This window comes from Sphaerisporangium sp. NPDC049457, from assembly GCF_055586705.1.
Genome location: NZ_JBVJHR010000012.1, coordinates 110,578 through 134,347, shown reverse-complemented (window position 1 = coordinate 134,347; position 23,770 = coordinate 110,578). Strand labels below are relative to the sequence as shown.

Here is a 23,770-nt window from a genome sequence, read left to right as displayed (position 1 = left end):
CGGGCCGTCCCCGGCCCCGTACGGCGCTCAGCGACAAAGCACGGTATATCGCGTTATATCGAGACACGATACATCGCGTTCGCCGTACGTCAAGATGTATCGCGAACTCGGCGGGCTGACGGGCGAATTGTCCTCTGTCGTCGGCCATCACCGCAGCAAAAGATCGGTTTTGCTGCTATAACGCTTGACGCTATGGTTCCGTAAGCATTACCCGACATCTACCTATATGGTCGCTGCTAAGCGCGCCACGTTCCCAGAAGATCGACCCCTAAGAGGACATCGTGGGTGGACGCCACCGGACAGACGAGCTTGAGGGCGGCTACAACCCTTATCACGAGCCGTCAGGCCGCCGCCGCGCGAGCCGGGGGAAGGTGCTGGTCCCACTCGCGGGCGCCGTGGCGCTCGCCGTGCTGCTGGGCGTCGCCGCCTATGTGATCATGAGCCGCGACAAGGCGTGCGGCGACGGCAGGATCGCGCTCCAGGTGGTGGCCTCTCCCGACATCGAGCCGGCCGTCAGCAAGATCGCCGCCGGTTACAACAAGAAGCCGGCGCCGGCCGGCGGCGCGTGCGTGGAGGTCACGGTCGCCAAGAGCGACCCGGCCGGCGTCACCAACTCCCTCGCCGGGACCGGCGCGACCACCGGCAAGTTCAGCGGCGACATGTGGATCCCCGACTCCAGCCTGTGGCTCGCCAAGCTCCGCGCGAGCCCGAAGGGCGAGAACGTCCCCGCGCCGGTCGGCTCCATCGCCCGCTCCCCCGTCGTGCTGGCCGCGCCCAAGCCCGTGGTCGAGAAGCTGCGCGGCGCCTTCGGCGAGCCGAGCTGGAGCGGGCTGATGTCGGCGGCGAACGCCGCGACCCCCGACGGCCTCGGCCGCAAGATCCGCGTGCTGCCGCTCGACCCCACCCTCAACGCCGCCGGGCTGAGCGCCCTGCTGGCCGGGTCCGGCGTGCTCCAGGCGACGGGCGCGGGCGAGGACCAACTGGTGGGCGTGCTCAGGCAGCTGTCGGAGAACGCGGTGAACTCGCCGGGCAACATGTTCGCCAGCATGGCCAAGCAGTCCTCCCGCGCCCCGATCGGCATCGCCTCCGAGCACGAGATCTGGTCCTACAACGCCAAGAGCAAGCCGGGCGAGGTCGTCGCGCTCTATCCGGCCGAGGGGACGATCAGCCTCGACTACCCGGTCGTCGTGACCGCCAAGGAACAGCGGAAGCGGCAGGCGGCGCAGACGTTCGCCGACGCGCTGACGGGCGCCGACGCCAAGAAGACCATCCGCGAGTTCGGCTTCCGCACGCCCGACGGCAAGGCCGGTGGCGCGATCAGCCAGGCCAACGGGCTGAACCCGGCGACGCCGCGGGCCATCAAGATCCCCGAGGCCGCGACCGTGGTCAAACTGTCGCAGGCGTGGTCCCGGCTCAAGCTGGGCGGGCGGCTGCTTGCGCTGATCGACATCTCGGGCACCATGGCGCTGCCGGCGGTCGGCGCGCCGGGCGACCGCATGCGCCTGATCGCCCAGACGGCCATCGAAGGACTCAAGCTCTTCCCGGACAAGACCGAGATCGGCACCTGGGTCTTCTCCACCAACCTCAACGGCAAGGGCGTCGACTATCGCGAGGCCGTCCCCGTCGGGCCCATCGGGGGCAAGCTGAACGGCGTCACCCGCAGGGAGGTCATCTCCAGGTCGCTCGCGCAGGTCAAGGCCAAGCCGACCGGGGACACCGGCCTCAACGACACGCTGGCCGCCGCCTACGACAAGATGAAGGCGGAGTACGAGGCCGACAAGATCAACACGATCCTGATCTTCACCGACGGCGTCGGCAACGACGACCCCGAGGGCGGCATCAGCAACTCCGAGGTGCTCAAGAAGCTCCGGCAGGAGTTCGACGAGACCCAGCCGATCAGCGTCATCATCGTCGCCCTCGGCGCCGACGACGCGGCGGGCCGCCGCCAGATGCAGGCGATCGCCAAGGCCACCCAGGGGCAGGCGTTCTTCCCGAACAACGCTTTGGAGATCCGCAAGGTCTTCCTGGAAGGCATCTCACGCCGCCTCTGCGCCCCGAACTGCAATGGCAGCACGCAGCAGCAGTAGACGCGCCGCACGCGCCCGATCCCGGCCCCGCGAGGGCCCGGGATCGGGCGTTTCTCATTTATCGGGCAGTACGCAGCATCACCGCGCCGACGGCGGGACGGACGGGCCGGAAAGCCGGGAAAGGCGGGAAGGTCACCGAACGTCACCGGAGCCGTCGCCCGCCGTAGGGATCTACGGCCTCGTCACACCCTTGCGCAACAACAGTTCCACCAGACCCGTCAACCACTGTTTTCCCAGGTCATACCGCCTGATTATTGTTCATTTCCGGGTGAACCCTTCACAGGAAACGGACGTCCTACGCGTGTGGGGCCTGGCGCGGGCAGGGGAAATTCTCGCGATCGTGCGTGACCGGAAGCCAGGTACCCGTCCTGCGGGGAGGAAGATTCGTGCCCGGATGGCCGAACGTCGGCCGTGCCGACGACCAGCGGCTGGTAGATGCTCTGCGCCAAGCGGACGGCCGCGCGGCGGACGGCCTCTACGACGCCTATGCCGATCGACTGAACGACTACGCCCATTCACTGCTGCGCGACACCGACGCCGCCGCCGACTCCGTGCACGACGCCATCGTCACCGCCCATGGGCGCATCGGCGTGCTGCGGGAGCCGGCCCGCCTGCGCGCCTGGCTGTACGCACTGACGCGATACCAGTGCGGCACCCGCCGCGGCCGTACGCCGGCGCACGGCGCCCCCACCGAGCCGTACCTGCCAGAGGACGAGGAGGATCCCGAGCTGGCGGCGATCGTCCGGGAGTCCCTGGACGAACTCGGCGCCAAGGATCGCGACGCGCTCCTCCTGGGAGTCCGGCACGGGCTGACCGGCTCGGAGATCGGCGCCGTGCTCGGGCTCACCTCCAGGCAGGCCGGTACGCGGCTCACGCGCGCCCGTGACCACCTGGAGAACGCCGCGGCCGCGGTGATCCTCGCCAGGAGCGGCCGCGCCCACTGCCCCGACCTCTCGGCACTGCTGGACTCCATCGAGGGTCCCCTGCCGCCGCAGCTCCGGCGGCGCATCACCCGGCACATCATCGGCTGCAAGGAGTGCACCGAGGGGCGGCGCCGCCGGGTGTCGGCCGAGCGGCTGCTGGACTCCGTGCCCGTGGCCTTCCCGCCGCTGTCGCTGCGGCGGCGGGTCGCCGAGTCGTGCGCCCGTCCGCGGCACGACGAGGCCCGAACGGCGATCATGGCGGTGGCCGACGGCTTCGACAAGAACGGCTTCCCGCCCGCGGCGGCGGCCGAGCGCCGCGCTCGGGCCGAGCGCCGGGGAGCCCGCGACGAACGGCGTCCCGCCGCCGACCAGGCCGAGACCCCTTACTACGGCATCGGCGCCGCCCACCAGGACACCCCCCGGCACGGCACAGCCGGGGGGCACGACGGGACGGGCGTGGACTCGGGGAGGACCAGGCGCGGCACGGCGCGCAGGCGCGGTGCGCCGGCCGTCCGCAAGGCCTCCCGCAGGTCCACGCCCGTCTTCGCCACCATCGCCTGCGTGCTGGTGGCGACCGGCGCGATGGTCGTCGCGACCGGGCAGGACGCGGCCGACCGCGGCGGGCAGCCCCAGACGCTGCGCTTCCCGAGCCGCACCCCGGGCGAGCTGCAGATCAGCTACGGCCCCGAACCCACAGACGAGACGACCCCCGCCGAGCCCTCCCTCACGCCGGCCGCGAAGACGCGCCCGACGCCCACCCCGACGGCCCGCGCGTCCGCCGCCGCCCCGGCCGCCACCTCGGCGCCCGCTGCCCCTTCGCGCACGCCGACGACCCGGCCGCCCGCTCCGGCCGCCCGGCTCGTGGTCTCCTGCCCGGGAGGCTTCGGCGTGGACGACGCGGGTGAGATCCTCATCTCCGCGCGCAACGCGAGTGTGTCCTGGACGGCCACCGTGACCGGTGCGCTGTCGGTCTCCCCCGCGTCCGGCACGCTGAACGCGGGCGTCAAGCAGCGGATCTCGGTGCAGGTGTCGACCCCGGAGGAGGCCGGCCAGGGCGCCGTGACCCTGCGTTCCGCGACCGGCGGCACGACGTGCGCGATCTCGTGGGAGGCGCAGGACCCGCCGCCCGCCTCCGATCCGCCGCCGGACCAGCACCCCTCGCCCGAGCCGTCCGACTCGGCCACGCCGACCGAGCAGGCCACCGCCGAAGCCACCTGAATTCCGGCACCGAGTCCACACTTGGGGCGAACGGATAGTACCTTGTGAATACCCCCCAGTCCCTGCCGTCCCTTGGGCATCGGGGGCATCAGTCATTGGCGCGGCCGGTCTTCTGATCGGCCGCGCTATGGTTCTTGCCCTCGGCCTTGTAAACCCTTGACGGGGTTGGGGCGTCGGCATTGACGTGCGCGTGGCGTGGTTGATCCTATGAGATGAGCGATCAACCAGGCCTTTAGTCGGCCTTGACCAGCGGAGCCAGGAGAGAATGCGTAGGAACAGGACAGTGCTCACATGGGTGCTGGCGGTGGCGTGCGCCGCGGGGGCGGTCATCGCCCTCGCCGACATTCGCACGCCGGCGCGCGTGGTCCTGGTGCCCCTCTTCCTTCTCGTGGTTCCCGGCGCCTCGGTCGTTGGACTGTTGCGTGATCGTGACCCTCTCGCGGCGCTAACGGTGGGTGCCGCCGCGAGTCTCGTTGTAAACGTCTTACTAGCCGAGGCCATGCTCATGTTCGACGCGTGGTCCCCCCGCGCGGGTGTGGCCACCGTCGCGGTGCTCGGTGGATTCATGTGGGTGCTTCGGTCTCTGTACCGGGGGAACGGCAGCGTGCGCACCGAACAGGGGGCCGGGTCAAGGTGAAAGTCACGGTCGTTCGGTCTGGAGAGCTGGGGGAAGCCGAGATCACCCGCTGGCGCGAGCTCCAGCGCGCCACGCCCTCACTGGACAATCCTTTCCTCTCCGTGGAGTTCGCGCTGGCCCTCGGCCGGCTGCGCTCCTACGTCCGGGTCGCCGTCATCGAGGACGGCGGCAAGGTCGCCGGGTTCCTGCCGTTCGAAAGGCACGCCTTCGGCATCGGCAAGCCCCTCGGAAGCTGGCTGACCACCTGCCATGGCCTGATCTCCGTGCCCGACCTCGACATCTCCGCCCGCGAGATCCTGCGCGCGACGGGGCTGTCGGTCTTCGACTTCGACCACATGGTCGCCGGGCAGCCCACCTGGGCTCCCCACGAGTCCGCGGTGCGCCCCGTGCCGATGATGAATCTCACCGGCGGCTACGAGGCCTACATCGAGCACGTGCGGGTCAACTCCCCGAAGAACTACAAGACGGTCCGCTACAAGGAACGCAAGCTCGCACGCGAGCACGGCGACATCCGCCTCGAATGGTGCGCCACCGATCCCGAGTCGATGCGCACGCTGACCGGCTGGAAGTCCGACCAGTACCGCCGGACCGGCCGGGTCGACCGGTTCGCCCAGCCGTGGATCGTCCAGCTGCTCGACGAGATGCACGCCGGCGACACTCCGTCGTTCGGCGGGGTGCTCACCATGCTGTACGCCGGGGACACCCCGGTGGCCGGCCATTTCGGCCTGCGCACCCACAACACGCTGGTCGGCTGGTTCCCCGCCTACGACCCCGAGTTCGCCCGCTACTCCCCCGGCATCATGCACCACTTGCGCATGGCCGAGCAGGCCGCTTCCCACGGCCTGGGCCAGGTCGACATGGGCAAGGGGGGCCGTGAGTACAAGGGCTGGCTGAAGAACGACGTCATCCACGTCTCCGAAGGCCGGGTCTCCCGTCCGTCGGCGGCGGCCGCCGTCCACTGGATCGGCCGGACGCCGGTGAACAAGGCCCGCAACATCGTGGTCGACCGCCCCTCGCTCTATCGGATGGCCGACAGGCTGCTGAAGGGCTTCGGGCGGGTGCGCACATCCCTCCAGCCGGAGTCCGTCGAGAAGGAACCCTCGGGGGCGCGCTGAAGCCTCGCTGAAGCCTCCCCCGTACAGCACCGCACACCCTCTACTGCATCTGACCGGGACGGAGAAACCCCTCTCCGTCCAGTCGCGCCGGTCCTATTGGCAGTCGCCGCCGATGTCAGACCGCCCGGAAGGACATCCCTCAAAATGAGTCCCGAGATCACCAAGCACAACGGGAAACCTCAGCTCCACAATCTGAGGCCACTGCCGACAGTGGACCGTTTCACCCCCCTCACCCCGCACCTCGCCATATCGCCGACCGTCAGCGTGGTCGTACCGGCCATGAACGAGGCGGAGAACCTTCCGCACGTTTTCGCCACGCTGCCCCACTGGATCCACGAGGTCATCCTCGTGGACGGCAACTCGACCGACGACACCGTGGCCGTGGCCCGCCGCCTGCGGCCGAACCTCCGCGTCGTCCAGCAGCGCGGCAAGGGCAAGGGCGACGCCCTGAGCGCCGGTTTCGCCGAGGCCAGCGGCGACATCATCGTCATGATCGACGCCGACGGCTCCACCGACGGCCGCGAGATCATCCACTTCGTCGGGGCGCTGGTCACCGGCGCCGACTTCGTCAAGGGCTCCCGGTACGCCAGCGGGGGCGGCAGCGACGACCTCACGCTCAGCCGCCGGCTCGGCAACAGCGTCCTGCGCGGCCTGGTCAACCGCATCTACGGCACGCAGTACACCGACCTGTGCTACGGCTACAACGCCTTCTGGGCGCGCCACCTGGACGTCCTGGACCTCGACTGCGAGGGCTTCGAGGTCGAGACCCTGCTCAACATCCGGGCGGCCAAGGCGGGCCTGCGGGTGCACGAGGTGCCGAGCCACGAGCGCAACCGCATCCACGGCGAGAGCAACCTGCGCGTCGTCCGGGACGGCTGGCGCGTGCTCAAGACCATCATCCGCGAGTGGCGGCGTCCTCCCATCGAGGTCCCGCCCGCGGCGGCAGCACAGCCCGCCGCCGACCAGGGCGCGGCATAACCGACATGGACATCTCCGTCGTCATCTGCGTCTACACCGAAGATCGGTGGGACGACATCAGGGCCGCCGTGCAGTCGGTGCGCAGCCAGCGACGCCAGCCGCACGAACTGATCCTCGTCGTCGACTACAACCCCGAGCTGCACCTTCGGCTCAAGCGGGAGTACGCCGACGCCATCGTCGTGGAGAACAGCCACGCGCGGGGTCTGTCCGGCGGCAAGAACACCGGGGTGGCCACCGCCACCGGTGACGTCGTGGCGTTCCTGGACGACGACGCGGTCGCGGACGCCGAATGGCTCGCGGCCTTCGAAGACGCCATGTCCGCGCAGCCCGCGCAGTCCGGGCAGTCCGCGCAGGCCTCCGGGCCGGCGAACGTCGTGGGGGTCGGCGGGCTCACCAAGCCGCTGTGGGACAACGGTGACCGGCCGCGCTGGTTCCCCGAGGAGTTCGACTGGACCATCGGGTGCACCTACCGCGGCCTGCCCGCCGAACGCAAGCAGATCCGCAACGTGATGGGCGGCAACGCCGCCTTCCGCAGAGAGCTCGTGGCCGAGGTCGGAGGCTTCCACTCCGGCATCGGCCGCAGCGTCCAGGGCCGCAAGAGCCGCCCGCTGGGCTGCGAGGAGACCGAGTTCTGCATCCGGCTCTCCCAGCGCAAGCCGGGCTCGATCATGATGTTCGAGCCGCGGGCGGTCATCGGCCACCGCGTGCCCGCCTCGCGGGCCACATTCCGCTACTTCCGGTCCCGGTGCTACGCCGAAGGGCTGTCCAAGGCGCTGGTCGCCCAGAGCGTGGGCGCCGGCGACGGCCTGTCGAGCGAGCGCGCCCACGCCATGAAGACGCTGCCGCTCGGCGTCCTGCGCGGTGTGGCCGACGCCCTGCGGGGCGACCCGGCCGGCCTGGCCAGGGCGGGCGCCATCGTCGCGGGCCTGGCCTGGACCACGTGGGGGTACGCCGTGGGCTCCGCACGCCTGCGCGTACGCGCGATCCGGGCCGGACGAACCATCGACCACGAACGGTGACCACCATGCGCGTGCCGATCCTGATGTACCACTCGGTGACCGACCGTCCGAACGGGGCAACCCGCCCGCTCGCGGTCCGCCCGTCGGTGTTCGAGTCCCAGATGACCTATCTGAAGGACCGAGGGTTCACACCGCTCACGCTGGGCGACCTGGTGGCCACCTTGTACGGCACGGGCGGCGCTCCGGTGCCCGAGCGGCCGGTGGTCGTCACCTTCGACGACGGCTACGCCGACTTCCACAGCGAGGCCCTGCCGGTGCTCGACGAGCTCGGCTTCCCCGCCACGGTGTTCCTGACCAGCGGGTGGGTGAGCGACGCCGGCGACGACGCCGCCGGCCGGCCCCTGGACAAGATGCTGACCTGGAGCCAGGCCCGCGAGGCCGCGTCGTGCGGCATCGAGATCGCCGGGCACAGCCACAGCCACCCGCAGCTCGACCAGTTACCGGAGGCCGCGTTGCGCCAGGAACTGCGCCGCAACAAGGCCCTGCTGGAGGACAAGGTCGGCCGGCCCGTCGCCACCATGGCCTATCCGTACGGCTACTCAAGCGCGCGGGTGCGCAAAGAGGTGCGCAAGGCCGGTTACTGGGCGGCGTGCGCGGTGGCCAACGAGCTGGCCTCCGACGCCGACGACGTCATGGCGCTGCCCCGGCTGACCGTGGGCCGCTCCACGACCATGAACCGCTTCCGGCGGGCCGTCGAGGGGCGCGGCGTGCCGATCATCTATCTGAAGGAACACGCGCTGACCAAGGGCTACGCCGTGGTGCGCCGCACCAGGTACGGCCTGCGGCACGTGGTCGGGCGTGAGTGAAGTAACCGCGGAGAACAGGCCGCGCGTCGATGAGGGGGGTGACGCGACCATGAAGACGACAGTGACCGGCGGCAGGCCGGAAGCGCCGGACGCCGATGAGGCCGCCGGGAGATTGACCGTACTGTGGCGGCGTCTACTCCACGACCTGCGCAATCCGCTGTTCCTCAACGGCTACGCCCTGATGGCGAACACCGGCGTCACCGCGGTGCTCGGCATGGGCTACTGGCTGCTCGCCGCCCGGCTGTACTCCGCCGAGGACTTCGGGCGCAGCCAGGCCCTGATCACCGCGATGCGGCTGTTCGCCGGGCTCACGGCGCTCGGGCTGACCGGCGCGCTGGCCCGGTTCATCCCCGTGGCGGGCAGGCGCACCGGCGGGCTGATCGGCCGCGGCTATCTCATCGCCACACTGACGGCCGTCGTGGCGGCGGCGGCGTTCCTGCTGACGCTGCCGTTCTGGGGGGAGAACTACGCCTCCCTGGCGGGCATCGGCCCCGGTGTGTTCTTCCTGGCGTCGGTGGCCATCTGGTCGGTGTTCACGTTGCAGGACGTGGCGCTCGCCGGCATGCGCAAGGCCGTCTGGGTGCCGGTGAACAGCTTCTGCTTCGGCCTGGTCAAGATGGGCCTGCTGGTGGCGGTGGCCGGGGCCCTGCCCGACGACGGCATCTACGTCTCCTGGGTGATCCCGACCGCGCTCGCGCTCATCCCCATCAACCTGTTCATCTTCGGCGTGCTGGTGCCGCGCCACGCCAAGCTGGCGCCCGCGGGCTCCCGCCCGCCGCGGCTGCGCGAGATCGGCCGCTTCCTGGCCGGGGACTATCCCGGAGCGTTCTCGATCCTCGCCATCGTGTACTTCCTGCCGGTGTACGTGGCGTCGCGGGTGAGCGGTGAGATGTTCGGCTATTTCGCCATCCCGCAGACCCTGGGGGCGATGATCGAGCTGCTGGCCATCAACATGGCCACCTCGCTCACCGTCGAGGGGTCGAGCGACCGTTCGAAGCTCGCCGCCAACTGCCGTCAGGCGATGCGCCGCGCGTACATGATCATCATTCCGGCGTCCGCCGTGACCATCGTGGCCGCTCCGCTCATGCTGTCGGTGTTCGGTCCCGGATTCGCCGAGCACGGGGCGCCGCTGCTGCGCCTGATGGCCGTCGCGGTGCTGCCGCGCGTGCTGATCGAGATCTATCTGAGCGGTCTGCGCGCCCGCAGCGACGCCCGCACGCTCGCCGTCGTCCAGATCGGCCTCGCGGTCCTGGTGCTGTCGTCATCGGTCGTCCTGCTGCCGGTGGCGGGCATCACCGCGGTCGGATACGGGCTGCTGTTCAGTGAGTTCCTGGTCGCTCTGCTGATCCTCCCCGGGCTGCGCAAAATACTCAATCACCCAGAAACGCCGCAATCGTCGAGCGCGCGGGAGGCGTCCGAGGCCGCATCATGGTCTACGTGAGGCAACGGGCGGGCAATGAGGTGACAGAGGAGACGGCGACGAAGATCGCCCCCACGAAGGACGACGCCGTCCTCGACGACCAAGACACCCCCCCGGCCCCCGACACCGACACCGACGCCCCCGGCGAGGAGACGGCCTCGGCCGGACCCGACGCCACGGACGGCACGGACGACGCCGATGTGACCCAGGTGCTGAAGATCCCCAGCACGCTCGCTTCCGCCCGCACCACGGCGGCTCCCGACCCCCTGAAGCCCGAGGACACCACGGAAACCGCAGAACCGGTGCACGCCGCAGAGTCGACGGACACCGAGACCGCCGGAGACCCCGAACACTCGGACACCGTGGAAACCGCAGGCGCCGGGGCTCCCCAAGACCTGGACACCGTGGACGCCCCGGACCCCGAGGACCCTGCGGTCCTGGACACCGTGGACGCCCCCGACCCCGAGGACCCTGCGGTCCTGGACACCGTGGACGCCCCGGACCCCGGAGACACCGGGGATCTGGACGGCATGGTGGTCCTGGCGGACGACGATCCGGACGACGAGGACATCACTCAGGTGATCTCGTTGCCGCTGCCCGCGTCGCACCCGCAGGCCGTCGCCCCAGCCGTGCAGCCGCCCCGGGCGCCGGACGAGCCGCTGCGGTTCGGCAGCCCGCCCAAGGCGGCCGATGCCCCGTCGAAAGCCCCTGAGAAGCCGGCGAAGGCTTCCTCCGCTCCAGCGAAGGCGCCTTCCGCTCCGGCGACGGACCCCGGGGAGCCGGACGCGGCCGCCGTACCCGAACCTGGCCGCGGCCCCGAGGCCGACCTGGAAACAACGCCCTCCGTCCCGCAACCCATGCCCGGCAGGCTCGCCAAGGCACGCGCCGTCACCCCCGCGTCGCCCGCCGAGGCCGCGCCCGCCAGGAGCACGGCCACCAGGGCCGGGGCGGACGGCGAGATGGACGGCACGGCGGACGGTCGGCCGGACGGTCTGGCAGAGGGTCGGACAGACGGTCCGGCAGAGAGTCGGGCGGACGGTCGGGCCGACGGCGGGCCGGCGGCGTCGCAGAAGTCGCGGATGTCGCGCATGGCGGCGAGCGCGGCGTCGTGGCTGCCGCCGCTGCTGACGCTCGAAGGCCTGGCCATGTACGTGCTGGCGCTCCGGGTGCCGCACGGGGCGATGCGCGGCGTCAACCTCGACGACCTCAACGGGCTCGGGCTGATCTCGGTCCTGCCGATCACGGCGTTCGCCGCGATCGCGCTCATCATCGTGTCGTTCTTCGTGACGCTGACGCAGAACACCGACCGCAAGGGCGTGCTGCTGTTCCAGCTCGCCGCGGTGACCTTCACCCTGCACGGCGCGGCGGCGCTGGTCGAGACCGAGCCGCGCTTCCCCACGGCCTGGGTGCACGCGGGCTTCGCCGAGTACATCGGCCGCGCGGGCGAGACGCTGCCGGGCCTGGACGCCCGTTTCGCCTGGCCGGGTTTCTTCGCGCTGTTCGGGTTCGTGCTGCGCGCCGCGGGCGTCGACGACCCCGCGACGGTCCTGCAATGGACGCCGCTGGTGTCCAACCTGCTGTACCTGCTGCCGTTCGTGCTGATCCTGCGCCAGATCGTGGCGACCACCCGGGCCCGCTGGTTCGCGGCGCTGCTGTTCATCCTGGTCCAGTGGATCGGGCAGGACTATTTCTCGCCGCAGGGCTTCACCTTCGCGCTGTACCTGGTGTTCATCGCCGTCCTGATGCGCTGGTTCGGCCGCGCGGAGCCGAGGACGGCGCCGCTGCCCGCCAAGGGGTTCCTGCGGCGCGCGCTGGCCCGGCTCGACCGGCTCACCCCCGGGGAGCTACCCGCGAGGCCGACGACGGTGACCGACCGGGTGGTGCTGCTCACGCTGCTGGTCGGGCTGTTCTTCGCCACCACGGCGACCCACCAGATCACGCCGTTCATGATGATGGGGGCGCTGACGGGGCTCATCCTGCTGCGCCGCAGCGCTCTGTCGCTCGCGCTGCCGGTCTTCTTCGGGCTGATCGTCATCGCCTGGATCAACTACCAGGCGACGCCGTTCTGGAGCGGCCGCATCGACGAGCTGTTCGGCGGCATCGGCAAGATCTTCGCCAACCTGCAGGAGAACACCGGCGACCGCCTGGTCGGCACCGACGCGGAGCACGCCATCGTGCTGAAGGTGCGGCTGGCGATCTGCGGGGTGATCCTGCTGTGCGCGGCCATCGGCCTGCTGCGCAGGCTGCGCCGCGGCGTCGGCGACCGGGCCGCCGCGGTGCTGCTGTGCGTCCCGACGCTGGCGCTCGGCCTGCAGAGCTACGGCGGCGAGATCGGCCTGCGCGTCTACATGTTCGCGCTGCCCGCGGCGTGCATCCTCGGCGCGTACGCGTTCTTCCCGAACCTGCCCGCGCACACGACGGACGCCCGCGAGGGCGAGACCGTGCCGATCCGCCGCCGCACCATGCGGTTCGCGCCGGGGACGACGCGGCGCGTCTCCGCGGTGCTCGCCGCGGTGACCGCCCTGGCGCTCGCCGGCGCCTTCCTGGTGGCGCGCTACGGCAACGAGAAGTTCGAGCGGGTGACGACCGGCGAGGCCGCGGCCATGCACTACGTGTACGCCCACGACCGGCCGAGCGCGCGGGTGCTCTACCTTGTGCCGGTCCTCGGCGAGGAGGTCACCCCCACGATCCCGTGGCGCGAGCGCGACATCGACCGGGTCGAGTACGACCAGGCCCTCGTCACCAAGGATCCGGCCGACCTCGCCGGGGTGCTGACGGCGCTGCGCGGCAAGGCCCCGAACACCTTCCTGATCGCCACCCGCGGCCAGGCGGCGTACCTGGAGCTGAACCACGGCTTCCCCGCCGGGTGGGGCGAGCGCTTCCGCGCGGCGCTGGACGCCTCGGCGAAGCTCAGGCGCGTCTACTCCAACCAGGACGCCGCCATCTACACGCTGCGCACCTACCCGAAGGGCTCGGAGATCCCGCCGCCGGCTCCGGTGACCATGGTGGGCGACCGTTCGACCCCCTGGACGCCGTTCGGGCTCGTGGCGCTGGCGCTGGCGGTCTCCACGCTGTTCGCGGCCGAGTTGGCGAGGCTGCGGGGCACAGAACGCGCCTCGCGCGGCCGGCGCAAGCTGGTGGTCCTCGGCCTGCTGATGACCGCCGCCGCCCTGGCCGTCATCGTCGAACGCTTCCTCACCCTCACCGCGAGCTGACCTGGACTGCCCCGATCTACCGGACACCCCTCAGAGCACGACCAGACCGGCGCCGTCCAACTCAGAACACAACCAGATCGGCGCCGTTCAACCTCACCTCTTTCCGTCAGAGGCGCTCGTCCTGGCCGGCCGAAGCCCGGTTCCGCTGTAGGGCGGCCAGCCGGTCCCACACGCTCTCGGCGAGGTCACGGAACTCCACTCGGCATTTCTGCACGTAACTTTGGGTGCTGCCCAGCGCCCCGTCCGCGGCCTTGAGGTCGAACATCGGTTTGCGGGCGTCGTGGGCCAACGGCATGAGGCTCTGGTAGTTGCGCATCGTCGCGATCTCGTATGACCGGTCCTCAGCACTGGACGACTCGGCGAGCACCGACTCGGCGAAAACCTTCGGGATCCGGTCGAGCCACCGCTGATACGCCTTGACCGGCCGGTCCAGGCGCATCGTGGGCTGCATGATCACATATCCGAGCGGCTTCATCGCTCCGGCTGGGACCGGGATGGCGATCGGCACCTGCGGCAGGACCGTCTCCTGCCAGATGTGCCGCCATGTCCGCAACGCGGGCCCGAGATTGCGCAGGCCACGAACACACGTTCGTCATCCCGGTTGGCTTTGCGTGTTGTTGGACCCGGACGAACCCACACGACTCCGTCGTACCGGACCGGTGGACTCGCCGACGCTTCGACATGGACCCGGTCACGGTCTTGCCCTTGAAAACAACCTTCTCCACCGTCAGGGAGGGACGGTCCAGAATCTTCCCGCTGTCTCGGTGCTCAGTCACCTTCAGCAGATCCGAGTCAGCCGTCTTCACGTCGGGAAGCGGCTGCCCATGCTTGTTCACGCCGATGACGAGGTCGCCACCGCCCCGTCCGCACAGGTCGTTGGCGAGAGCGCAAACGGCGTGCCCGATCTTGTCCCTGTCGTTGGCCGACTCCTTGAATTCAAGGACGGTGCTCTCTTGGTCGCCCAGCGAGTAGACAAGGTCATCTGAGGTCATGCAGGCCATTGTGCCGTCTGGGCGGCTGCACGAAGGAGGATCAGGCGGGACGGCGGGGCGGCGGTGGCGTCAGCGATGCACTTGATGCGCTTGCCGCGGGGTGGCGGGGGTGATGGCCACGGGGGCGGGACGTCACTGGCCGCGGTCGCTCCACTTGACGTCGTAGGGGGTGAGCTCGAACGCCTTGCCCTCGACGGTGACGGACAGGGCGTTCGCCGAGGTGTTCACCATGAGCATCTGGCCGTCGACGGCGAGGACCTGGACGCGGGGATCGGAGACGGTGAGGTCGGCCAGCTCGGCGCCCGCGGGGAACCAGCGGGTGAAGCCGCTGATCAGGCCGGCCATGGGCATCTCGTCGCCCACGCCGGGCGTCCACAGGCATCCGGGGCAGTCGTCGCCGGCCCTGCGCTGCGGGTTCCAGTACAGGGCGCTGGCGGCGCCGCTCCTGGCGAACTCCATCATGGCCACGGCCTGCACCGCCGAGCGGTGCTGCTCGTCCCAGTCGATGCTGTCGGGGGCGATGTACCACTCGGCCCACCAGACGGGCAGGTCGCCGCCGCGCTGCCGCAGCCATGCGGTGACGGCGGAGAACTTCTTGAGCGCGGTGAACTCGTCGGGGACGAGCCCGCGGTCGTTGGTGGCCGAGGAGCCGTCGACGACGATGAAGTCGGCGCCCTTCTTGTGCTTGAGCCAGTAGTCGACGCTTTCGAGGTTCCTGCGGTCGACGGCGCCCCAGGGGCCGCGCAGGGCGGAGGCGTTGGCGCTGGCGACGTGGCTGTCGATGGGGATGTACGGACCGCCCACCTGGATCTTGGGGTTGACGGCCTTCAGCGCGTCGTAGACCCGGTTGTACAGGTCGGTGTACGCCTCGACGTCCCAGTCGTTGTGCGCGTCGTCCCAGAAGCCCTTGAACTCGTTCCACACCATGTAGTGGGTCACGGTGGGGTAGCGCTTGGCGACGGTGGCGGCGAGCGCGGCGTAGTCGCCGAAGTGGTCGCGCACCGGGGCGACCTCGATCTTGCCCCAGTTGGTGCGGCCCTCGGATCCGCCCTTCATCCAGTCGGGGGCGCAGCACAGCGTCAGCACGGGCTGGGCCTTCGTGGCGGCCATCAGCTTGACGCGGCGGTCCAGATCGCGGAAGTCGTACTTGCCGGGGACGGGCTCGGGGTTGCCCGCGCCCCAGCCCATGATGTGCTGGTTCTGCAGCATGGGGACGCGGGCGAACAGGTCGTCCGCCTTGGCGCGCACCGACGCGTTCTCGTTGTCGGCGCTGTACTGGGTGTGGGTGACGCCCCAGCGCGGCCAGCTGTCGACGACGGGCGGCGCCTCAAGGGTGGGCGGCGGCTCGGGCGTGGCGATGATGGTGGCCGCGACACCGTCGGAGCGCCCGCCTCCCCGCTGGGCGGCCAAGGCCAGGAGCGCGACCACCATCGCCAGGGCGAGGATCCCGGCCCCGATGGCGATGGGGCCACGAGGGACGTAACGACGCCGTGCATGCCGGCCACTGCTCTCCAACACTCCGTCACCGTATCCGCTCACGCTTGCAGAACCCTTGAATGGTCCCACTGCCCGGGCTCCGGCGCGCCATCTGCCGGCTTCGCGCTCACCGGTCGCCCGCTTACCATCAGACTCGCCTATAACCCTGATAACGCCGAAAGTGCGATCAGCGGCATTGTCCAAGAATCAATGATCGTAAGGTGTCAACCGCTTAATGAAAGGGGTATAAAAGGCGCGACCGAGGATTTGAGGGGGCACAGTGGCCCAGGCATGGCTGCCCGTCGCCAGTCGAATTCCCGCTCTCGAGGACTCCGGGCCGATGGCCGGAGGAGCGCCCCGGGTGGTCTGGTTCATTTGGCGGACCGACCCCCAACGGGTGTCGGCCAAGTCGGTGGCCCAGCGGCTCGTCCAGATCTCCCGCCCCGCCCACCTGGTGTGGAATCCCGTCACCGGGCAGATCATCCAGTCCCTGTCGCCGACCCGCGCGGCGTGCGGCCTTCCGGGGGACCTCAACCGGCAGGGCCGGGTGTGCGCGCAGATCCGCGTGCTCGGCTCGGTGGAGGAGCCCTTCACCGAGAGCAAGATGGACGGGCTGGACGAGATCCTCGGGTGGCTCGACTCCTGGGGGGTGCCCCGGTCGTGGCCGGCGGGCCCGCCGCTCCCCTATCCCCTGGCGCTGGCGTCGCAGGGCAGCATGCGGGTGTGGGCCAAGGGCGGCCACTTCGGCGCCTCGCAGGTGCCGGGCGTCTCGGAAGGGGACCCTGGGGCGATCGACGTGCACCGCATCGTCGGCGAGGACGGCGTACGGCTGGAGGTGCCGCGCCCGCGCCAGGGCGTCGAGAACGGCGCCGACAGGATCCAGGCGAATGGGCAGAGCGCTGAGCGGAAGCGCTATCAAATCACACCGTGATACGATCTTTATCGCCCTATTACACGGCAGGCACCAAGCTGGGAAGAAGGCGTAGGCGCCGTCCCAACGCCACAGGGATGACCCAGTAGGAGCCCATGCGCATAACCGTCGTCCACCCAAGGGAACTCGGCCCCTCCGAGACGGCCCGCTGGCGGGCACTGCAGACGAGCGACCCCGCGCTCGACAGCCCGTTCCTCTCGCCGGAGTTCACCGTCGAGACCGGCCGCGTGCGCGAGCAGGCGCGCGTGGCCGTCCTGAGCGACGGCGCCGACATCGTGGGCTTCTTCCCCTTCGAGCGCCACCAGTTCGGCATAGGCATGCCGGTGGCCGCCGGGCTGACCGACGCGCAGGGCATGGTCCACGCCAAGGACATCGAGTTCGACCCGCACGAGCTGATGAAGGCCTGCGGGCTGGCGGTGTTCGAGTTCGACCACCTGCTGGCCGGCCAGCCGCTGGTGCCGGTCAAGCACACCCGCCACCCCTCTCCGGTCATCGACCTCACCGACGGGTACGCGGCCTACGTCGAGACGCTCAAGCAGGTGTCCGGCAAGACCTACAAGTCCACCGCGTACAAGACGCGCAAGCTCCAGCGCGACTTCGGCGAGCTGCGCCACGACTACGGCGTCACCGACGCGGGCGTGCTGCGCACGCTGCTCGACTGGAAGACCGACCAGTACCGCCGCACCGGCCGCACCGACCGGTTCGCGCGGCCGTGGATCGTGCGCCTGGTGGAGAGCCTGCTCCAGATCGACACCGAGCACTTCGGCGGGCAGCTCGACATGATCTACATCGACGGCCGCCCGGTCGCCGGGCACTTCGGGCTGCGCACCAAGACGACGCTCGCCGGCTGGTTCCCCGCCTACGACCCGGCGTACTCCAAGTACTCCCCCGGCCTCATCCACCATCTGGCGATGGCGGAACGGGCCGCCGAGGCGGGCATCCGCCTCATCGACATGGGCCGGGGCGAGAAGGAGTACAAGGAGAAGCTGAAGACCGGCGAGCTGTGGGTCACCGAGGGCCGTCTCGCCCGGCCGACCGCGGGGGCCGGAGTGCACTGGCTCGTCCGCGTGCCCGTCCGGAAGGCCCGTGGAACGGTCCTCGCCAACTCGGTGCTCCGGGAGACCGCGGACCTGGCGCTGAAGACTTATGGCAGGATCCGCACCACTATCGCCTCATAACTGGCTCCTCCGGCGGCGTAACAGCCTCGTGTAAACCGCTGGTCACCGCGTTCCCATGCGCTACCTTGCTGCTCTGGCCGTCCCGGCCGCGGCGGCAACCGGCGGCGGAAAGAGGGAGCAAGTGAGTCCCGAAAGACATCTCGCGGCCCGCACGGGGCGCGAGACCGTGTACCTTCCGTCCAACCGGCTCGGCCTGTACCTGGCCCTGCGGCACTGGTGCACGCCGGGACAGCGGCTGCTGATGTCCCCGATCTCGGCCGACGAGATCCTGTTCCTCGTGCTCGCCGCCGGCCTCATCCCGGTCATCGCGCCGATATCGATTTTCGACGGCAACATCGAGCTGGCCCGGGTGCTGCTGGGCGCCGTCGACGCCGTGCTCACCACCAACCTGTACGGCCTGCCCGACGACGTGCTCGGCATGAACGGCGTGCTGGTCATCGAGGACGTCGCCCACGCGGCGGAGACGTCGGTGGACGGCCGGCCGCTCGGCACGTTCGGCGTCGCGGGGGTCTTCAGCCTGTCCAAGCACGCCGGCGCCGGGTCGGGGGGCGTCCTCGCGGTGGACAGCCCGGCCGACCGCCGAGCGCTGGAGCGCGAGCGCGACCTGCTGCTCCAGCCGGGCGCCCTGCGCAAGGACCTGCTGGGCGTGGCCACCTCCGCCGCGCGCCACCTCGCCCTCCGGATGGACATGGCGCGCCCCGCCATGCGGCTGGCCCGCACGCTCGGGTTCCATGAGCCCCGCGAGGGCTACCGCATCGCGCTGCGGCGGGCGGAGCTGGACGCGGCGCTGGCGCAGGGGCCGGGACTGCCGGCGCTCGATCCGTGGGTCCGCGCCGACCTGCACGACTACCGCAGCTCCCGCGGCGCCGTCGCCCGGTGGTACCAGAGCCACAGGATCGCGCGCCTGCCCAAAGAGCGCGCGGCGCGGCTGGCGGGCGTCGCCCGGCTGGCCCAGCTGCCGACGGTGGCCGCGGCGGTGCGCGACCACGTCGACCAGCCGCTGTTCCGCGTCCCGCTGCTCGTGGCCGACCGCGACGGGGCCGTCGCCGCGCTCGCGCGCCACGGCGTGCCGACCGGTTACCTGTACGACCCGCCGTACGATGACTACGCGGCGGGCTTCGTCGAACCGTCACCGGACCACGAGGCGGCCCGCTGGTGGGCGCGGCACGTGCTGCCGGTCGACCCCCTGTACGCCGAGCGGGCGCTCCCGATCATCGAGTCACTGCAACCGGCCCCGCCCCCACCAGGCGACCACCTCCTCCGCCGCGCCGCCTGACCGTCCGAGTCGGGCCGTCCACGCGGGCCGCCCCCGTCGATCGGCTCACCACCGATAACGGGGCAGGGCCGGGAACCGCGCCGTCCCCGGTGCCGGATATTGGTGCTTGAGGTGTCGCCTGGGGAGTGAGACGTTGTTCGCAGGGCTTTGTCGGTACGCGGATCGGTGTCGGTGACGGGGAGTCTGGGAGGCATGTGTGGATCCCTTGGTGCTGGCCGCCGGGACGGCGTTGGTGACGGCGATGGCCACCGACGGATGGGAGCAGGCGCGGTCGGCGGTGGTGTCCTTGTGGCGGCGGGTGCATCCCGAGCGGGTGCCGGCGATCGAGGCCGAGCTGGCGGAGGCGCGCACCGAGCTGCTGACCGCACGGGAGGCCGGCGACCGGCAGGCCGAGCAGGAGCTGGTCGGCGACTGGCAGCGGCGGCTGCGGCGGCTGCTCGCCGCCGACCCGATGCTCGGTGATGAACTACGACGGATCCTGGACGAGGAACTCGCCCCTCTGCTCCCCAAGGCGGAGCAAACCCACATCCACGATCTCAAGATGACGGCCACGGCGTCCGGACACGGACGGGTCTTCCAGGCGGGCCGTGATCAGCACATCAACGAGAGTTGAACCGACACGCCGAGCAACCGCCTGATGGGGAGCGAACTCGGCTTCAGGCCGAGGTCTCTGGTGGGGGCCGAATCTATCAAGCAGGCCGTGACCAGCATTTCTACTATCAGGACGGTGTTCGCCGACGGCGGCGCACCGAGGCGGGCCAGGTGGTGGACCAATGCCCGTATCCGGGATTGGCCGCGTTCGGTCCTGAGCAGACCCGCTGGTTCTTCGGCCGGGACCAACTGCTCGCGGAGCTGACCGCTCGCCTGGACGACCGCCTGCGACAAGGCGGTCCCCTGATGGTGGTGGCTCCCTCGGGGGCGGGTAAGTCGTCGCTGCTGAGGGCCGGCTTGGCGCCTGCGTTGAAGGACGGCGCTCTTCCGGGATCGCGGCATTGGCCGCAATTACTGTTCACCCCGACCGCTCACCCTGTGGCGGTCTTCACCGCACGCCTGGCGGCGATCGCCGGCATCGGGCCGGAGCGGGCGGCCGAGGCGGTGGCGGCCGGCCCGGACCGATGCGCGGTGATGGTGAACGAGGCACTACGCACCGCGGTCGGCGATCAGGACATGGCCGACTCCCGCGTGGTCGTGATCGTCGATCAGTTCGAAGAGCTGTTCACCCAATGTTCGGACGAGGATGAGCGGCACCGCTTCGTCGAGTTGGTTTCCCGCCTGGCCGACACAGGGCCCAACGGAGAACGACCGGCCGCGCTGGTCGTCTACGGCCTGCGCTCGGACTTCTACACACCATGCGCCGGTCATCCGCGACTGCGGTCCGCGCTGCAGGACGGCCAGGTGTTCGTCGGGCCGATGTCGCACACGGAACTACGGCAGGCGATCCTCTTCCCGGCCGAGGACGTGGGCCTGCAGGTCGAGCCGGGTCTGGTCGAGCTTCTGTTGAGCGACCTGGGGACCGCGACCGGCGGCGGGGGATACGAGGCCGGGCGTCTTCCGCTGTTGGCCCACGCCTTGCGATCCATCTGGCGGCAGCGGCACGGCCACACGCTGACCGTCGACGGCTACCGCGTCACCGGCGGCATCCATCGCGCGGTGGCGACCACGGCGGACCGCATCTTCTCCGGCTTGGATTCGGCGGTGCAACAGACGGCTCGGACCTGTTTCCTCCGGTTGGTCACCATCGGCGACGGCGTCGAGGACACCCGGCGTCCGGTGGCCCGCTCAGAGCTCCTCGGTGAGGGTTCGAACACCGATGCGGTCGTCGCGGTGCTGGACGCCTTCACCCAGAGCCGTCTGCTCACCCAGGACCAGGACACCGTCCAGATCACCCACGAGGCGTTGATCCGCGCCTGGCCCCGGCTGCGCGCCTGGATCGACGCCGACCGCGCGGACCTGTTGACGATGCAGCAGGTGGCGGAAGACGCCGCCCGCTGGAAGCGCCACAACCGGCAGCCCGGCTACCTGTACAGCAGCACCCGTCTGGACGCCATCGGCCCCGCGCGCGTGCGCTGGGGGGAGAGTCCAGCCGACCGTCCGGTCATGGGAGAGACGGCCCGTGAATTCTTGCGCGCCGGCGATCAGGCGGCTCAGCGCCTGGCGCTGCGACGCCGGACGACCTTCGTCACCTTGGTCACTCTCGTGATCGCGTCCCTGGTGGGAGCCGGGGCCGCCGTCATCGCCGCCATGAACGCCCGCGAACAGCAGGCCATCGCTGAGATCGGCGGCCGCCAGGCCGTGTCCCGCCAGCTCGCCGCACGAAGCGAGAGCCTCGGCGACTTCGACTCCGCCCAGGCCCAGGCACTCGCCGCGACCGCCTGGCATTTCTCTCCCACGGGCGACGCCCGCCACAGCATGCTCACCGCGCTCATCAATCCGGCGCGGGGTGCTCTCAGCGCCCACACCGGCTTTGCCAGAGCGGTGGCCTTCAGCCCCGACGGCCGGACCCTGGCCACCGCCGGGGACGACAAGAAGGTGCGGCTGTGGGACGCGCGAACCCACCGTCCGATCGGCGCCCCCCTCACCGGCCACACGGGAAAGGTCTACGCGGTGGCGTTCAGCCCCGACGGCCGGACCCTCGCCAGCGCCGACCACAGGGGAACAGTGCGGCTGTGGAACGTGGCCGCCCACAGCCAGGTCGGCGCGCCCCTCACGGGCCGCGCCGGGACCGTCGAGGCGGTGGCCTTCAGCCCCGACGGCCGGACCCTGGCCACCGCCGGGGACGACAAGAAGGTGCGGCTGTGGGACGTGCGAACCGGTCGTCAGACAGGCGCCCCCCTCACCGGCCACACCAGCGACATCACGGCGGTGGCGTTCAGCCCCGACGGCCGGACCCTGGCCACCGCCGATGGCGATGCGAGCGACCGGGACCATACGGTGCGGCTGTGGGACGTGAAGACGCACCATCAGATCGGCGCGCCTCTCACCGGCCACACCGGAAACATCTACGCGGTGGCCTTCAGCCCCGACAACCTGACCCTGGCCAGCGCCGGCGGCCATACGAACCTGCCGAACAACACGGACAGCGTGGTGCGGCTGTGGGACGTGCGAACCCACCGCCAGATCGGCACGCCCCTCACCGGCCACGACGGGGGCGTCTACGCGGTGGCGTTCAGCCCTCACGGCCAGACCCTGGCCAGCGCCGGCTTCGATCAGACGGTGCGGCTGTGGGACGTTCGGACCCACCGCCAGACAGGCGCCCCCCTCACCGGCCACACCAGCGACATCACGGCGGTGGCGTTCAGCCCCGACGGCCGCGCCCTGGCCACCGCCGGCCACGGGGACGTACGGCTGTGGGACGTGTCCACCCACCGCCAGATCGGCGCCCCCCTCACCAGCCACACCGGAAACGTCGAGGTGGTGGCGTTCAGCCCCGACGGCCGGACCCTGGCCAGCGGCGGCGACGACAAGAAGGTGCGGCTGTGGGACGTGCGAACCAACCGTCAGATCGGCGCGCCCCTCACGGGCCACACCGGGATCCTCCAGGCCGTGGCCTTCAGCCCGGACGGCCGGACCCTGACGACCGCCGTCCACAACTCGGATGACGACAAACTGCGGCTGTGGGAGGTGTCCACCCACCGCCAGATCGGCGCCCCCTCCGCCGGCCACACCGGAAACGTCGAGGTGGTGGCGTTCAGTCCGGACGGCCGGACCCTGGCCACCGTCGAGGACGACTGGGAGGAGGAGAAGGTGGTGCGGCTGTGGGACGTGCGAACCGACCGCCAGATCGGCGCACCCCTCCCCAGCCATGCCCGTGCGATGGCGTTCAGCCCCGACGGCCGGACCCTGGCCACCGCCGTCTCTGCCGGGAAGGAGGACAAAGTGCTGCTGTGGGATGTGCCCGCCCACCGCCAGAGCGGCGTCCCCCTCACCGGCCACACGGCAGAGGTCCACGCGGTGACGTTCAGCCCCGACGGCCGGACCCTCGCCAGCGCCGGCCGTGACGGGACCATACGGCTGTGGGAGGTGTCCACCCACCGCCAGATCGGCGCTCCCATCACCGGCCACATCGGGCACGTCTACGCGGTGGCGTTCAGCCCCGACGGCCGGACCCTCGCCAGCGCCGGATTTGACGAGACCGTGCGGTTGTGGGACGTATCGACCCACCGCCAGCTCGGAACCTCGCTCACCGGCCACACCGCATCCGTTCTCGCGGTGGCGTTCAGCCCCGACGGCCGCACCCTGGCCAGCGCCGGCTACAAGGAGGTGCGGCTGTGGGGCGTCGCGTACACGGCGGAACATGATGTGTTCCCGGCCGTTTGTGCCGCGGCCGGCCGCTCCCTGACCCGAGAGGAGTGGCGGCAACAGAGCCTTGCTGAGCCCTACACGCAAGTGTGCGCGCGCGTCCTCGCACGCTGAGCGGAGCCGTTGACACGAGCGGACGGCGCCTTGTTCCCTGCGGCGTCCCGTGCGGCAGACGATCTTCTTCCCGGCGCGGGCCGCGA

15 protein-coding genes and 1 pseudogene are annotated in these 23,770 nt (G+C 70.6%); 13 read left to right on the top strand and 3 right to left on the bottom strand.

Annotated elements, in window-relative coordinates:
* Positions 1-281: 281 nt before the first annotated feature.
* The 8 genes from ACZ6QO_RS20105 to ACZ6QO_RS20070 all read left to right on the top strand — a co-directional run bounded on the left by ACZ6QO_RS20105 (position 282) and on the right by ACZ6QO_RS20070 (position 13,418).
* Complete coding sequence (locus tag ACZ6QO_RS20105; RefSeq protein WP_465852665.1) at positions 282-2,087, top strand: substrate-binding and VWA domain-containing protein; 1,806 nt, start codon at positions 282-284, stop codon at positions 2,085-2,087.
* A gap of 386 nt (positions 2,088-2,473) precedes the next feature.
* Positions 2,474-4,228 (top strand): sigma factor-like helix-turn-helix DNA-binding protein, encoded by a 1,755-nt coding sequence (locus ACZ6QO_RS20100; protein WP_465852664.1) that lies wholly within the window; start codon positions 2,474-2,476, stop codon positions 4,226-4,228.
* A 633-nt stretch (positions 4,229-4,861) separates the two neighbouring features.
* Positions 4,862-5,980, top strand: a complete 1,119-nt coding sequence (locus ACZ6QO_RS20095) for a GNAT family N-acetyltransferase (RefSeq protein ID WP_465852662.1) — start codon at positions 4,862-4,864, stop codon at positions 5,978-5,980.
* 144 nt (positions 5,981-6,124) lie between these two features.
* Complete coding sequence (locus ACZ6QO_RS20090) at positions 6,125-6,958, top strand: glycosyltransferase family 2 protein (protein WP_465852661.1); 834 nt, start codon at positions 6,125-6,127, stop codon at positions 6,956-6,958.
* Between the two features lie 5 nt (positions 6,959-6,963).
* Complete coding sequence (locus tag ACZ6QO_RS20085) at positions 6,964-7,977, top strand: glycosyltransferase family 2 protein (RefSeq protein ID WP_465852660.1); 1,014 nt, start codon at positions 6,964-6,966, stop codon at positions 7,975-7,977.
* A 5-nt stretch (positions 7,978-7,982) separates the two neighbouring features.
* Complete coding sequence (locus tag ACZ6QO_RS20080) at positions 7,983-8,783, top strand: polysaccharide deacetylase family protein (RefSeq protein ID WP_465852658.1); 801 nt, start codon at positions 7,983-7,985, stop codon at positions 8,781-8,783.
* 49 nt (positions 8,784-8,832) lie between these two features.
* Positions 8,833-10,224, top strand: coding sequence for a lipopolysaccharide biosynthesis protein (locus ACZ6QO_RS20075; RefSeq protein WP_465852656.1), 1,392 nt, complete (start codon positions 8,833-8,835; stop codon positions 10,222-10,224).
* On the top strand, positions 10,221-13,418 hold the full coding sequence (locus ACZ6QO_RS20070; RefSeq protein ID WP_465852654.1) for a hypothetical protein: 3,198 nt from the start codon (positions 10,221-10,223) through the stop codon (positions 13,416-13,418). Before ACZ6QO_RS20075 ends, ACZ6QO_RS20070 begins: the two co-directional genes overlap by 4 nt.
* Positions 13,419-13,524: 106 nt before the next feature.
* Here the strand turns inward: ACZ6QO_RS20070 and ACZ6QO_RS20065 are convergent, their stop codons facing one another.
* The 3 genes and pseudogenes from ACZ6QO_RS20065 to ACZ6QO_RS20055 form a co-directional block, all read right to left on the bottom strand.
* On the bottom strand, positions 13,525-13,971 hold the full coding sequence (locus ACZ6QO_RS20065; RefSeq protein WP_465852908.1) for a hypothetical protein: 447 nt from the start codon (positions 13,969-13,971) through the stop codon (positions 13,525-13,527).
* Between the two features lie 151 nt (positions 13,972-14,122).
* Positions 14,123-14,410 (bottom strand): annotated as a pseudogene (locus ACZ6QO_RS20060) (AlbA family DNA-binding domain-containing protein); the annotation flags it as partial.
* A 132-nt stretch (positions 14,411-14,542) separates the two neighbouring features.
* On the bottom strand, positions 14,543-15,928 hold the full coding sequence (locus ACZ6QO_RS20055) for a GH39 family glycosyl hydrolase (protein ID WP_465852652.1): 1,386 nt from the start codon (positions 15,926-15,928) through the stop codon (positions 14,543-14,545).
* Between the two features lie 319 nt (positions 15,929-16,247).
* Between ACZ6QO_RS20055 and ACZ6QO_RS20050 the strand changes: the two genes are divergently transcribed.
* The 5 genes from ACZ6QO_RS20050 to ACZ6QO_RS20030 all read left to right on the top strand — a co-directional run bounded on the left by ACZ6QO_RS20050 (position 16,248) and on the right by ACZ6QO_RS20030 (position 23,684).
* A complete protein-coding gene (locus ACZ6QO_RS20050; protein WP_465852651.1) occupies positions 16,248-16,817 on the top strand; it encodes a hypothetical protein in 570 nt (189 codons plus the stop codon).
* Between the two features lie 95 nt (positions 16,818-16,912).
* Positions 16,913-17,995: a GNAT family N-acetyltransferase gene (locus ACZ6QO_RS20045; protein WP_465852649.1), complete on the top strand. Its 1,083-nt coding sequence runs from the start codon at positions 16,913-16,915 to the stop codon at positions 17,993-17,995.
* Positions 17,996-18,116: 121 nt separating this feature from the next.
* Positions 18,117-19,271, top strand: a complete 1,155-nt coding sequence (locus ACZ6QO_RS20040) for a DegT/DnrJ/EryC1/StrS family aminotransferase (RefSeq protein WP_465852647.1) — start codon at positions 18,117-18,119, stop codon at positions 19,269-19,271.
* A 196-nt stretch (positions 19,272-19,467) separates the two neighbouring features.
* A complete protein-coding gene (locus ACZ6QO_RS20035) occupies positions 19,468-19,884 on the top strand; it encodes a hypothetical protein (RefSeq protein ID WP_465852645.1) in 417 nt (138 codons plus the stop codon).
* Positions 19,881-23,684: an NACHT and WD repeat domain-containing protein gene (locus ACZ6QO_RS20030; RefSeq protein WP_465852644.1), complete on the top strand. Its 3,804-nt coding sequence runs from the start codon at positions 19,881-19,883 to the stop codon at positions 23,682-23,684. Before ACZ6QO_RS20035 ends, ACZ6QO_RS20030 begins: the two co-directional genes overlap by 4 nt.
* The last annotated feature ends 86 nt before the right edge of the window (positions 23,685-23,770 follow it).